The 12,861-nt window shown below is 70.6% G+C and carries 9 protein-coding genes; all 9 read right to left on the bottom strand.

Annotated elements, in window-relative coordinates; genetic code table 11:
* Positions 1-271 precede the first annotated feature (271 nt).
* Complete coding sequence (locus GVV75_RS09720; RefSeq protein ID WP_159814550.1) at positions 272-1,462, bottom strand: acetate/propionate family kinase; 1,191 nt, start codon at positions 1,460-1,462, stop codon at positions 272-274.
* A gap of 50 nt (positions 1,463-1,512) precedes the next feature.
* Positions 1,513-3,567, bottom strand: coding sequence for a phosphate acetyltransferase (pta, locus tag GVV75_RS09715; RefSeq protein WP_159523953.1), 2,055 nt, complete (start codon positions 3,565-3,567; stop codon positions 1,513-1,515).
* A gap of 146 nt (positions 3,568-3,713) precedes the next feature.
* Positions 3,714-4,571 carry a sulfite exporter TauE/SafE family protein gene (locus GVV75_RS09710; RefSeq protein WP_159814552.1) on the bottom strand — a complete coding sequence of 286 codons (858 nt, stop codon included), beginning with the start codon at positions 4,569-4,571 and terminating at the stop codon, positions 3,714-3,716.
* A 106-nt stretch (positions 4,572-4,677) separates the two neighbouring features.
* Positions 4,678-5,676 (bottom strand): sugar phosphate isomerase/epimerase family protein, encoded by a 999-nt coding sequence (locus tag GVV75_RS09705; RefSeq protein WP_159814548.1) that lies wholly within the window; start codon positions 5,674-5,676, stop codon positions 4,678-4,680.
* Positions 5,677-5,725: 49 nt separating this feature from the next.
* A complete protein-coding gene (locus GVV75_RS09700) occupies positions 5,726-6,931 on the bottom strand; it encodes a Gfo/Idh/MocA family protein (RefSeq protein WP_159718074.1) in 1,206 nt (401 codons plus the stop codon).
* A 194-nt stretch (positions 6,932-7,125) separates the two neighbouring features.
* Complete coding sequence (locus GVV75_RS09695; RefSeq protein WP_159814546.1) at positions 7,126-8,136, bottom strand: LacI family DNA-binding transcriptional regulator; 1,011 nt, start codon at positions 8,134-8,136, stop codon at positions 7,126-7,128.
* Between the two features lie 163 nt (positions 8,137-8,299).
* Positions 8,300-9,226, bottom strand: a complete 927-nt coding sequence (gene iolE, locus GVV75_RS09690) for a myo-inosose-2 dehydratase (protein WP_159814544.1) — start codon at positions 9,224-9,226, stop codon at positions 8,300-8,302.
* A 144-nt stretch (positions 9,227-9,370) separates the two neighbouring features.
* On the bottom strand, positions 9,371-11,035 hold the full coding sequence (locus GVV75_RS09685; protein WP_159814542.1) for an MFS transporter: 1,665 nt from the start codon (positions 11,033-11,035) through the stop codon (positions 9,371-9,373).
* A gap of 141 nt (positions 11,036-11,176) precedes the next feature.
* Positions 11,177-12,373: a Gfo/Idh/MocA family protein gene (locus tag GVV75_RS09680; RefSeq protein WP_159626019.1), complete on the bottom strand. Its 1,197-nt coding sequence runs from the start codon at positions 12,371-12,373 to the stop codon at positions 11,177-11,179.
* Positions 12,374-12,861 lie beyond the last annotated feature (488 nt).

Here is a 12,861-nt window from a genome sequence, read left to right as displayed (position 1 = left end):
CGCCCCCCGGGCGGCCGCCGGCGCCTCTGCGGCACCCACCGAGGCGCCCACCGCGGTGCCCGGTGCCACGGCCGCCCGACGCGCCCGCTTGCGCGCCGAGCGCGGCACGCTCTTCTGAGGGCCCCGGCGCCCGACGGCGCTCGCGTGAGGGATCCCGCGCGGTCGCATGCGGGCCGGGCACCCGGTGGGAAGCAGGAGGCCCGGCCGCAGCGGGGAGCTGCGACCGGGCCCATTCGAGGAGCGCTACTGGCGGCGCCAGGGAGGCCTCAGATCAGCCTTGAACCAGGGTCATCGCTTGGCGCGCGATCGCGAGCTCCTCGTTGGTGGGAACCACGAGTACGGTGACAGTGGATTCCGGAGTTGAGATGATACGCGCCTCATCCGAGCGGAGGGCGTTCGCCTCGCCGTCGATCTTGATTCCCATGTGGGCCAGGCGCTCACAGAGCTCGGCACGGAGGTTGGCGTCGTTCTCGCCGATGCCCGCGGTGAAGGTGAGGGCCTCAAGGCCGCCCATGACGGCGGTGTAGGCGCCGACGTACTTGACCAGGCGGTGCAGGTAGATGTCCATGGCCTCGCGGGCCTGGGGCTCCCCGGCGTTGATGCGGGCCCGGACGGCGCGCATGTCGTTGTCCCCGACCAGGCCCTTCATGCCGGACTCGCGGTTGAAGAGGTGGTCGATCTCGTCCACGCTCTTGCCGGCCACGCGGGCCAGGTGGAAGACGGCGGCGGGGTCGATGTCCCCGGTGCGCCCGCCCATGACGAGGCCCTCCAGCGGGGTCAGGCCCATGGAGGTGTCCTTGGCGTGCCCGGCCACGACGGCGGAGGCGGAGGCCCCGTTGCCCAGGTGGAGGACCACCTGCTTGAGGTCGTCGCGGCCCAGCATGTCGGCGACGACGCCGGAGACGTACTGGTGGGAGGTGCCATGGGCGCCGTAGCGGCGGATCTCGTAGGCGTCGGCGACCTCCCGGTTGAGGGCGTAGCGGGCGGCCTCCTCGGGCAGGTCCTGGAAGAACGCGGTGTCGAAGACGGCGACGTGCGGAACCTCGGAGAGGAGCTCGCGGCCCACCTCGATGCCCTTGAGGTGGGCGGGGTTGTGCAGGGGGCCGAGCGGCACGAGCCTCTCGATGGTGGCCACGACCTCGTCGTCGATGAGCGCCGGGCCGGAGAAGTGCTTGCCGCCCTGGACGACGCGGTGGCCCACGGCCACGATGTTCGCCTCGGCGAGCGTGGGGCCCTTCTCATCGAAGAGGCGCAGCACCTCGGTCAGGCCGGCGCCGTGATCGGCCACGGGCCCGATCAGCTCGGTGACGTCCTCGCCGTGCTTGTGCTTGATGGCGCCCTCGGGCTCGCCGATGCGCTCGACGAGGCCGGAGGCCAGGGATGCCCCGGAGTCCGGGTCAACGAGCTGGTACTTGATGGAGGAGGAGCCGGAGTTGATGACGAGGACGGTTCGGGTGGTCATGTCTGCCTTTCGTAGGGGGGAGAGGGGAGGGGGAGGCCGCGACGGGCCGGTCAGCCCTGGGCCTGGACCGCGGTGATGGCCACGGTGTTGATGATGTCCTCGACCAGCGCCCCGCGGGACAGGTCGTTGACGGGCTTGTTGAGGCCCTGGAGGACCGGGCCGACGGCGACGGCGCCCGATGAGCGCTGCACGGCCTTGTAGCCGATGTTGCCGCTGGACAGGTCCGGGAAGATGAAGACCGTGGCCTTGCCGGCCACCGCCGAGCCAGGGGCCTTCTTCGCCGCGACCGTCGGGTCGATGGCGGCGTCGTACTGGATGGGGCCCTCGACGGCGAGTTCGGGCGCCTTGGCGCGCACCAGCTCGGTGGCCTCGCGGACCTTGTCCACGTCCGCGCCCTGGCCGGAGGTCCCGGTGGAGAAGGACAGCATCGCCACGCGCGGCTCAACGCCGAACTGGCGGGCCGTCTGCGCGCTGGAGATGGCGATGTCGGCGAGCTGCTCGGCGGTGGGCTCGGGGTTGACGGCGCAGTCGCCGTAGACGAGCACGCGGTCCTCCAGCAGCATGAGGAAGACCGAGGAGACGATGGAGGTCCCCGGCTTGGTCTTGATGATCTGGAAGGAGGGGACGATCGTGTGGGCGGTGGTGTGGGCGGCGCCGGAGACCATGCCGTCGGCGTCCCCCATGTGGACCATCATGGTGCCGAAGTAGGAGACGTCCTGCACCTTCTCCCGGGCCTGCTCCAGGGTGACGCCCTTCTTGGCGCGCAGGCGGGCGAACTCGGCGGCGTACTTCTCCAGCAGCTCGGGGTCCGAGGGCGAGATGACGCGCGCCCCGGAGATGTCCAGGCCGAGCTCGGCGGCGCGCGAGCGGACCGTGGTCTCATCGCCGAGCAGGACGATGGCGGCGATGCCCCGGCGCAGGATGGCGTCGGCGGCCTCCAGGACGCGGTCGTCGTCGGGCTCGGGCAGGACGATCGTCGTGGTGCGGGCCTTGGCGTGCTCCACCAGTTCGGCCTGGAACATGATGGGGGTGACGACGTCGGAGGGCTCGACCTCGAGGGCCGCCATGAGGGAGGCGATGTCGGCCTCCTGCTCGAAGGCGGTGATGGCCACGTCCAACTTGTGCTTCGAGGCGGTGGCCAGGTAGCCCTTGACCGAGCCGGCCGCTGAGGCGGCGGCGTAGGTGTCCAAGGGCGAGGTGATGATCGGCAGGGTCAGCCCGAGGCCCTTGACGATGTTCAGGGCGTGCGGGGCGACGTCGAAGCCGCCGTTGAGCACGAGGCCCGACAGCGTGGGGAAGGTGGAGGAGGCCTGGGCGGCCGCCAGGGAGATGAGCACGGCCGAGCGGTCGGCCGGCACGATGACGAGCTGGCCCTCCTTGAGGTGGTCCAGGAGGTGGGAGACGTCCATGGCCCCGATGAGGACGGACTCCGCCTCGCGCCCCAGCAGGGCGGGATCCCCGGAGATGAGGGTGCCGTCCACCGCGCCCAGGATCTCCCCGACCGACGGGGCGGACAGGAGGGGCACCTCGGGGAGGGTGGAGGCGGTGACGCCCTCGATGCCGCCCAGGGCCTCGGCGATCGCCTGGCGGGAGGCCTCGGGGCAGCGGTTGGCCAGGACGGCGGCGGTGCGCGCGAGGTTGTCGGAGATCTCCGCCATGGAGACCTCGACGCTGGCCCGAACATCCTCGGGGGCCCCGGCGCCGGAGACGACCAGGAGCATGGGGGCGCCGATGTTGGCGGCGACGCGCGCGTTGAAGGACAGCTCCGGGTTGCCCGCGACGTCGGTGAAGTCGGAGCCGTCGATGATGACGACGTCGTGCTCGCGGGCGACGGCGCGGTAGGCGTCGACGATCCGGGGCAGCGCCCCCTCGGGGTCGGCGTGGAACTCGTCCCAGGTGGCGCCGATGCACTGCTCGGCGGGCATCGAGGAGCCGGAGTGGGTCAGGAGGAGGTCGAGGAAGGGGTGCTCGGCGCGCGAGTCCACGAAGGGGCGGAAGACGCCGACTTTGGCGACGACCTTGGCAAGCACGTTGACCAGGCCGAGGGCCACGGTCGACTTGCCGGTTCCTGCGTTGGGGGATGCGATGTAGATGCTGCGCGCCACGGTGCTGGTCCTTCTCTCATCTCGACGTCGAGCGGCGCCGGGCGGCGGCCGGCGCTCATGACCGATTGTGCCCCTCTCCGTGCCCGAGGGCGACCAAAGACCCTTGAGCGCGCGCCCCTGCGGCTGTGGGAACACCCACAGGCCGCTCATCCGGCCGGGACGGGGGACCAGGCGACGAGGGGGAGGGCCGCGACGACGGTGAGGGCCATGACGATGGGGTCGAAAATGCGCTGCGGCATGCGGTCGGCCAGGGGCCTGCCGGCCAGGGCTCCCACCAGCACCGCCGGGATGAGGGCCGCCACGAGCACCAGGGCGTCCGCATGGATGATCCCCAGGGCGATGCTGAAGGGGAGCTTGGTGAGGTTGACCAGGAAGAAGAACCAGGCGGTCGTGCCCAGGAAGGCCTTGACCGGGTAGCGGCAGGCCAGGAAGTACAGGCTCGTGACGGGCCCGCCCGCGTTGGCCACCATCGTGGAGAAGCCCGCGAGCGCTCCGTGAACCATGCGGGCAATGGGCGAGGAGCCGGCCCGGGAGGCCGAGCCCGTGCCGTCCCCCGGTGATACTCCCGCGCTCGTGGCCTGGGGCATGGGGTCGCCTTGGCGCCGACCGCGCCCGCGCTGGGCGAGGGTGATGACGATGAGGATGATGAGCGCCCAGCCGATGACGCGGCGCATGAGGGCGTCGGAGGCCACGCGCAGGAACAGGGCGCCGATCAGCACGCCGAAGGCGACGGCCGGCACGAGCCGCTTGAGCATGGTGGCGTCGGCGTCGCGGCGATAGGCCCAGATGGCGGGAAGGTCCCCGGCCAGGAGCAGCAGGAGCATGACGCCCGTGGACTCCTTGGCGGGGAGCACCTGGGCGAGCATGGCTACGGCGATCGTGGTGACGCCGGGCAGGGCGGTCTTGGATAGGCCCACGAGCAGGGCGCTGACGATGAGCAGGGCCCAGGCCGGCGCCGGCCCCAGGGTGACGGCGTCGGGGAGGGCCGCGGCGGGCGCGGCCATGAGCGCCTGGGGGAGGAGGAGTGCGTCGCGCATGGCCGGCCCGCCGTCGGGTGAGAAGGGGTTGATAGGGGATCGAGCAGGACACTACGCCCTGGTCATGGCGCCGTCAGAGCTTGGCAGCGGCCGCCAGGAGGTTCGTGGCGGAGAGCCTGAGGCCCTCCACGTTGCCGTACTCGGCGTCCTCGTGCTCGATGTTGACGTTCATCTCCGGGTTGACCTGCTCGATGGTACGCAGAAACTCGGCCCAGTAGTCGGTGTCGTGGCCCAGGCCGAGGGCGACGAAGCGCCAGGCCGGGTCCTGGGGCCAGGCGTTGCACCAGTAGCCGTAGGCGACCGGGACCCTGCCCTCGGCATCGGCGGCGACGCGGCCGAAGTCGGTGTCGAGCACGCCGCGGTAGGCGGCGCCGGGGAAGATCTTGGTGTCCTTGGCGTGGACGTGCCCGACGAGTTCGCCCAGGCGCTTGGTGGCCGCGATGGGGTCCATCTGCTGCCAGAAGAGGTGCGAGGGGTCCATGTTCACCTTGATGTTGGTGGCCCCAGTCTCCTCGATGAGCCTCTCGAAGGAGGGCACGTTGAACACGAGGTTGCGCGGGTGGAGCTCCAGACAGACCCGCACGTCGTTGTCCCGGGCCAGGGCGTCGATCTCCTTGAAGAAGGGCACGACGACGCCCCACTGGTAGTCCAGGATCTCCATGTCGATGCCGTTCCAGGGGTTGACCACCCAGGTGGGGTACTTGGCGGTGGCGTCGGTGCCCGGCGTGCCGGACATCGTGACGATCTCCCTCACGCCCAGGGCCCCGGCCAGGCGGATGGCGTTGCGGATGTCCTCGGCGTGCTTGAGGCCCTCGTTGGGCAGCGGTGAGGTGGGGTTGCCGGAGGTGTTGAGGCCCGAGAGCCTCATGCCGCGCTCGGCGAAGATCCCGAGGTAGTCCTCCCGGGCGGCCTTCGAGGCGAGAAGGGCGTCTACGGGGCAGTGGGGCGAGGGGATGAAGCCCCCGACGTTGACCTCCGCGCCGGTGAGCCCCGCCTCCTTGAGGACATCGAGGGCGGCGGTCAGGGGGCGGTCGGACAGGCAGGCGGTGTAGGCGCCGTAGTTGAGTGCCATGGCGGGTGATCTCCTTCGATCAAGGGGTGGGTGGGGGGCCGGGCGGGGCTCAGAAGGCTGAGACGTCCACCGCGGCGCCGCCGTTGGCGGCGGAGCGGGCGACGGCGTCGGCGATGAGCATCTCGCGGTAGCCGTCGGCGAAGGTCGCGCAGGGCGGCAGGGCACCCTCGCCGGTGACGCCGGCGACCTGCTGGAGGAAGGCGTGGGCCTGGTAGGTGAACTGCTCGATCTGGGTCAGACCCACCCCGCCGAAGGCCATGGAGGAGCCGCGCTCGAAGTAGGGGAAGGTGGGGTTGACCAGCACCTGGCGCGGGCCGGAGAGCCCAGCGGGGGCCGAGGCGTCATCGACCATGATCTCGCCGGTGCGGGCCAGGTCCCAGGAGGCGCGGCCGCGTGAGCCGTGGACGTCGATCATCATGGCGTTGGGCATGCCCCAGGCGATGCGCGAGGCCGAGAAGGTCCCCACGGCGCCGTTCTCGAAGACGCCGGTGAAGGAGGCCACGTCATCATTGGTCACGGGGGCCATCTCAGCGTCGGAGTCGTCCAGGGCGGTGCCGCGGGTGACGTGGCCCTTGGCCACCGGGCGCTCCTTGATGGCGGTGAGCAGGGCCCCGCCGGAGACGGATACGAGGCGGCCGCAGATGGTCTCCGCGGTGTCGATGAGGTGGGAGCCGACGTCGCCCAGGGCGCCCGAGCCCATGGGGCCGGAGTAGCGCCAGGCCATGGGGGTGGAGGGGTCGCATCCGTAGTCGCACCAGTAGCGGGCGTTGATGTGGTTGATCTCGCCCAGGTGCCCGGTGGCGACCAGCTTCTTGATCTCGGCCACGGCGGCGTTGCGGCGGTAGGTGAACCCGGTGGAGGTGACGACCTCGGGATGGGCGGCCTCGGCCTGGGCCATCGCCTTGGCGGCGTCGAGGGTGTCGGCGAGGGGCTTCTCGCACAGGACGTGCTTGCCGGCCTTGATGAGGGCCTCGGCGATCTCGCGGTGCAGGGCGTTGCCCACCACGATGGACACGATGTCGATGCTGGGGTCGTCGACGATGTCGCGCCAGTCGGTGACGGCCTTCTCGTAGCCGTAGCGCTCGGCGGCGTCGACGGCGAAGGGCTCGTAGGCGTCGGCGATGGCGGCCAGGCGGACCTTGGGCAGGCCGAGGTCGTAGACGGTGCCGACCTGGCGCCACGCGTTGGCGTGGGTGGTGCCGGCCATGCCCGCGCCGATGACGGCGACGGACAGCGAGGCGGGTGAAGCGCTCATGGGGCTGCCTTCCTGTCTTCATTGACGGATGCGGATGGAGATCTCGCCGGTGCGGGGATCCCCATGGTTCACGCGCGTGAATCGGTAGGGGTAATGCTTTCACCGGCGTCATTGGGTGTCAAGGGCGCGGCCGGAGGTCTGATCTTTTGTCCGGACATGGGTGAGGCTCCGCCGGGCGGCGTGCCCGCCACGCGCTAGCGCGCCGAGGAGGAGCGGATGGCGAGGGTGGGGGTCAGGACGACGCTGCGCGCCGGCTCGTCGTCGACCAGGGGATCCTGGGCCCCCAGCCCCGCCCGCTGGCAGATGAGTTCAATGGCCCGAGCCGCCATGACGGCCTCGGGCTGGTTGACGCTCGTCAGTGAGAACTCCTCACGCTGGGCCAGGTAGGTGTTGTCGTAGGAGGCGATGAGCACGGGGGCGTCCTGGCCGCGCCGCGCGGTGCGCAGGGCGGCGACGGCGTCGATCGCCAGGACGTCGTTGTGCATGACCAGGCCCAGTGGCTCGGGATGCGTGCTCTCGGCGGCCCGCACGGCGGGCCCCGCCTCGTCGGCGCAGCCGTAGACGGCCAGTGGCAGACCCGCCTCCCGCGCGGCGTCGGCCAGGGCGGCCTCCCTCTCAAGGCGGGAGGTCGCCTCGCCCGTCCGGGGGCGCACGTAGACGAGGGACGACGCCCCCCGCTCGCGCAGGTGGGCCACGACGAGCCCGGCCGCCGCCCGCTCATCGATGTGCACGGCGTCGATCCTGCCGCCGGGGCTCCTTCGCCCGATGACGCAGGTGGCGACCTCCTCGCCCACAGCCACCACGTCCTGGCCGGGCAGCCACGGCGAGACCATCGCGATCCCCGCCACCCGCACGCCCAGGAGGGAGTCGATCGCCCGGTGGAGCGCCACGGGGTCCTCCGAGCCCACGGTGACGAACAGCGTCATGCCCCGCTGGGAGGCCGCCTCGTTGAGGCACCTGGCCATGCGCTCGAAGAAGGCGTTGCGCAGGTTGGGCAGCACCAGCCCGATGATCGACGAACTCTGCCGCGCCAGTGAGGAGGCCGCCACGTTGACGCGGTAGCCCATGTCCCGGGCCACCTCCTCGATGCGCTCGCGCGTGTGGCGGGCCACCTTCGGCGATCCGGCGAGGGCCAGGGAGACCAGCGAGCGAGAGACACCCGCGGCCAGCGCGATATCGCTCTGCGTGGCGGCGTGCGGGCTCATAGGGCTCCTGACTGGCGGCTGCGTGCCACAGCAGTCTAGCCGGGGCCGCGGGCGCCACGGCGACGACGGCGCCCCCATCCACTGTCCGGATGGGGGCGCCGTCAGGGGGCGCGGCCGGCGCGGAGGCGGGACCCGGGGCCTTTGGCGCGGCCTCGGGGCGGGATCACGCCTTCAGCAGCGCGCTCTCGATGTAGGCGCGCGCCTTGCGGGCGTACTCCAGCGGGTTGGCGATGGCCGGGTCCTGCTCGGCCTCGACGAGGATCCAGCCGTCGTAGCCGTGGTCCACGAGGAAGCGGTAGGGCTCAGTGAAGTCGATCGTGCCATCCCCGGGCACGGTGAACATCCCGGCCAGGAAGGAGTCGAGGAAGGAGCGGTCGGCGGCCTTGGACTCGGCCATCTTCTCGGGGCGCACGTCCTTGAAGTGGACGTGCTTGATGCGGTCGATGCAGGCCTCGAGCAGGCCCATGACATCGCCGTCGCCCACGTAGGCGTGCCCGGTGTCGAACAGGAGGGAGACCTTGGCCGGGTCGGTGGCCTCCATGAGGCGGATCGTCTCAGCCTTGGTCTGGACGACGGTGCCCAGGTGATGGTGGTAGACGAGCTCCAGGCCGTGGGCGTGCGCGATGTCGCCCAGGCGGTTGAGGCCGTCGGCCAGGACGCCCCATTCCTCGTCGGTCAAGGTGGGCTTGTTGGTGAAGATGCAGACGTCGCGCTTGCCCTGCACCGAGCCGGTCTGCTCGGAGACCACCACGCGGGTGGCGCCCAGGTACTCCAGGTAGGAGCAGGTGGCCTCGAAATCCGGGATGACGGCCTCGACGCCGTCGCGAACGATGAAGGAGGAGAACCACTGGGCGACGATCTTGATCCCCCGGGCCTCGGCCGCGGCCTTGACCACCTCCTTGGGCGGGAAGAAGCCGGCGCACTCGGTGCCCCGGTAGCCGGTGTCGGCCAGGTCGAGGAGCATGTCCTCCAGGGTGTTGAAGGCGCCGACCTCGGGGATGTCGTCATTGCGCCAGGTGATGGGGTGCATGCCCCAGGTGATGCCATGGGGGTCGGTGATGGCGGTGGCGGGGTCGAGGGTGAAGGACATCATTGCTCCTTTTCGCATGGTGGTGCTCCCGGGCGCCGTCGGTGGTGCCCGGGCGGGCTCGCGAGGAGGGCCTCGCGAGCCCGCCGCGGCGGGCGTGCCGCATTGTCAGGACAATTGTAGGGGCTTCTGGCGGCCGTGGGGCCGTCAGGAGTAGCGCTCCTCCATCTCGTGCTCGATCTGCTCCAGGGACTTGCCGGAGGTCTCCGGCATCATCTTGAGCAGGATGAGCGCGATGACGAGGTTGAGCACGCCGTAGATCGTGTAGGTGATCCCGCCGCCGAGGGTCTCCATCATGTGCGGGAAGGTCCAGGTGATGATCGCGTTGGCGATCCACATGCAGAACACGGCGGTGCCGTTCATGATGCCGCGGACGTTGGCGGGGAAGATCTCGCCGAGCATCGTCCACACGACGGTCCCGTTGGAGGACTGGACGATGAGCATGAACACCGACATCAGGCCCAGGATGAGGAAGGCCGCCCAGGACGGCGGGCGCGTGCCGTTGTCCATGTGGGGGGCGATGAACAGGGTGAAGGTGGCGGCGATGCCCAGCAGGCAGATGCCGACGCCGGTGACATCGGCGATGAGGATCTGGCGGCGGCGGAAGCGCATGATGAGCCAGATACCGATCGCCGAGCCGATGACGCTCATGACGCCGTTGGCCACCTGGGCGATGATCGCCGAGGAGGAGGACATGCCGGCGTACTCCAGGACCTTGGGTGCGTAGTACATGACCGTGTTGACGCCCGTGGTCTGGTTGACGATCGCCAGGAAGATGCCGACGAACATGAGCTTGCGCAGCCAGGGGGTGCTCCACACGTAGCCCAGACCCAGGCGCTTGGACTGGATCTCCAACTCGTGCTGGCGGGCCTCGGCGATCTCCATGAGCTCGTCCTCGAGCGGGCCGTCCTTGGACTCGTCGCGCACCCGCTTGAGGGAGCCGATGGCGTCGTACAGGCGCTCCTTGGCCACGTACCAGCGGGAGGACTCGGGCATGAGGCGGATGCCGATCCACAGCGCGACGGCCGGGATGGAGCACAGGACGAGCATGTAGCGCCAGGTCTCGCCGTTGCCGTGGGAAATGACGAGCTGGTTGAGGAACTCGTGGTACTCGGCCGATGACAGCGGCCCGCCCTGGGAGGCCTGGAGGTGGGCGAGGTTGTCGAAGGACTGCTCGCCGAGGCTGACCAGACCGGAGCCCGAGGGGTCGGCCTCGACGGTGATCCTCGGGCCGCCGCGGGCCGCGCTGATGGCGGCGTTCATGGCGAAGGCGAGGAGCTGGCCGGTGACGATCATGAGTTGGTCGATGGCGACGATGGAGCCGCGGATGCGCTTGGGCGCGGTCTCGGCCAGGTAGACCGGCACGGTGGCGGAGGCGCCGCCGACGGCCAAGCCCAGGATGAAGCGGGCGACGTACATCAGCCAGATGTTGGGCGCGGTGGCCGTGCCGAGCGCCCCCAGGAGGAAGACGATGGCCAGGATCGTGATGTTGTGCCGGCGCCCGTAGCGGTCGGATAGGCGCCCGCCGAAGAGCGCGCCGAGAGCCGCGCCGATGAGCAGCGTGCCGCCGATCGCGCCCTCCTGGCCGCTGGTGAGCTGGAGCCCGGCGGCGTCGTGGGGCATGTACATGTAGGGCAGCGCCCCGGAGATGACGCCGGTGTCATAGCCGAAGAGGAGGGAGCCCAGGGTGGCGACGGCCGCTACGGCGCCGATGCCGCGGTGCTTGCCCGATGGCGGGGTTTCGGCCACCGCCTGGCGTATTTGGTCTTTGGTGATGCCCCTGAGGGAGAGGTCGCTACTGGTCTGACTCATGGATGGCTTCCTTGGATGATCGGCGAGTGCGCCGTGGGATCGAGACATGGGCGGGATCGCCCGGGTGGCTCCCGGCCCGGCGACGATGCCGGGGACCGGGGAGCCGCCGGCGGAGGGCCGCCGGGGGTCTGGGGGAGCGGATCAGCGGTCGAAGGTCGTCGCGCCGTCGACTCGCGCCACCTCGTGCCACTGGCCGTCGGCGGCTGAGGCGACGATGGCCTCATCGACCTCCGCAGCGCACCAGGCGTCTGCCGCCGAGGGGGCGATCTGGGAGCCGGTGGTGATGGACTCGATGAACTGGGCGGCCTCGATCGACTTCATGTCGTCGAAGCCCATGGAGGTGCCGATGGCTGGCTGGTAGCGGTGCCACTGGCCCCACGCGGGGTTCGCCATGGCTCGGGTGTAGCCGTGGGTGGGGCCGCCGTCGATGCCCGCGCAGACCTCGAGCTCGTTGAGGCGCTCGAAGTTCCAGCGGGCCGATCCCCGCGTGCCGTAGACCTCGACGACGTACTCGGCGCGCGGTCCCACTGACACGCGGGAGGACTCCATGGTGCCGATGACGCCGTCGTCGAAGCGCACGAGCATGGCGACGTAGTCCTCGTTCTCCACGGGGCCGACCTCATCGCCGATCTCGAAGCCGGAGTGGCCGATGCCCATCTTCGTGGGGATGGGGCGCTCGGTGATGAAGGTGCCGGTGGCCGCCGAGACCGAGGCGATCCGCCCGACGACGTACTGGGCGAGGTCCGCCCCGTGGCTCATGAGGTCGGGGACGACGCCGGCGCCCGCCTTCTCCCGCGAGGCCCGCCAGGTCAGCGGGCCCATGGGGGAGGCGTTGTAGTCGGCGATGAACCACACGCGCACGTTGGTGATGCGGCCCAGCTCGCCCGAGCGCACCAGGTGGCGCATGTACTCGATGGCCGGGGTGTGGCGGTAGTTGAAGCCGACGGCGCTCACGAGGCCGGCGGCCTGGGCTGCCTGGGCGATCTCCTTGGACTGCTGGGCGCTGACCCCCATGGGCTTCTCGATCCAGAAGGGCTTGCCCGCCTCGATAGCGGCCATGGCGATCTCGTGATGCAGGAAGTTGGGGGAGCAGATGGACACGGCCTCGACATCCGGGTCGGCCAGCAGCTCGCGGTAGTCGGCGTAGGCGCGCTCGAACCCGAGGTCCTCGACGGCCGCCGCGCGGGCCTCGTCGATGGGGTCCGCCGCCGCGACGAGCCGGGGGGCGATGCCGAGCTCGGGGAAGCGCTCGGGCAGGGATCGGTAAGAGCGCGCGTGGAGCCGCCCCATCCAGCCGAGGGAGATCACGCCAATTCCCATGGGCTTCTTCGTACTCATCCGAATTCCTTCTTCCTTCCGACGTCTCTGTCATAGAAGTGCTGGAGCGATGATGGTAACGCGCGTCATCACGGCGTTGTCATGACAATAGCAGGAGCCTCGGAGGCTCCGCAAGGAATTCCCGCCCCTCCCACCGAGACCGGTCGAAAACAGCACCGAGACCGGTCGAAAACAGCACCGAGACCGGTTCGGGGCCGTTCCCAGCCCCGTCGCGGACCGGTGCACGGGCCCGCGCCAGCAGCGACGAACGCGGTCTTGCCGCGGGCACGCGTGAGAGGAGGGGCGGGGCGCGCGAGCGAGAGCGCGCGAGGGGCACCGCTCAGGCCGGTACCGCCGGCACCGCCATCGGCACTGTCTGCACCGCCGACACCGCTCAGGCCGGCACCGCCGACGCCGCTCAGGCCGGCACCGCCGGCACCGCTCAGGCCGGCGCCGCCGACGCCGCCGACGCCGCTCAGGCCGGCACCGCCGGCACCGCTCAGGCCGGC

Origin of the sequence: Actinomyces sp. zg328, from assembly GCF_009829635.1 — a bacterium.
Lineage (GTDB): Bacteria > Actinomycetota > Actinomycetes > Actinomycetales > Actinomycetaceae > Actinomyces > Actinomyces marmotae.
Note: the sequence above shows the minus strand (reverse complement) of the source record. Positions and strands in the feature narration are given on the sequence as shown.

Excerpts from the sequence above, each read along its gene's own strand:
- GVV75_RS09720 (WP_159814550.1), bottom strand. The coding sequence starts at position 1,462 with ATGACCACCCGAACCGTCCTCGTCATCAACTCCGGCTCCTCCTCCATC.
- GVV75_RS09710 (WP_159814552.1), bottom strand. The coding sequence starts at position 4,571 with ATGGCCGCGCCCGCCGCGGCCCTCCCCGACGCCGTCACCCTGGGGCCG.
- GVV75_RS09705 (WP_159814548.1), bottom strand. The coding sequence starts at position 5,676 with ATGGCACTCAACTACGGCGCCTACACCGCCTGCCTGTCCGACCGCCCC.
- GVV75_RS09700 (WP_159718074.1), bottom strand. The coding sequence starts at position 6,931 with ATGAGCGCTTCACCCGCCTCGCTGTCCGTCGCCGTCATCGGCGCGGGC.
- GVV75_RS09695 (WP_159814546.1), bottom strand. The coding sequence starts at position 8,136 with ATGAGCCCGCACGCCGCCACGCAGAGCGATATCGCGCTGGCCGCGGGT.
- iolE (WP_159814544.1), bottom strand. The coding sequence starts at position 9,226 with ATGTCCTTCACCCTCGACCCCGCCACCGCCATCACCGACCCCCATGGC.
- GVV75_RS09685 (WP_159814542.1), bottom strand. The coding sequence starts at position 11,035 with ATGAGTCAGACCAGTAGCGACCTCTCCCTCAGGGGCATCACCAAAGAC.
- GVV75_RS09680 (WP_159626019.1), bottom strand. The coding sequence starts at position 12,373 with ATGAGTACGAAGAAGCCCATGGGAATTGGCGTGATCTCCCTCGGCTGG.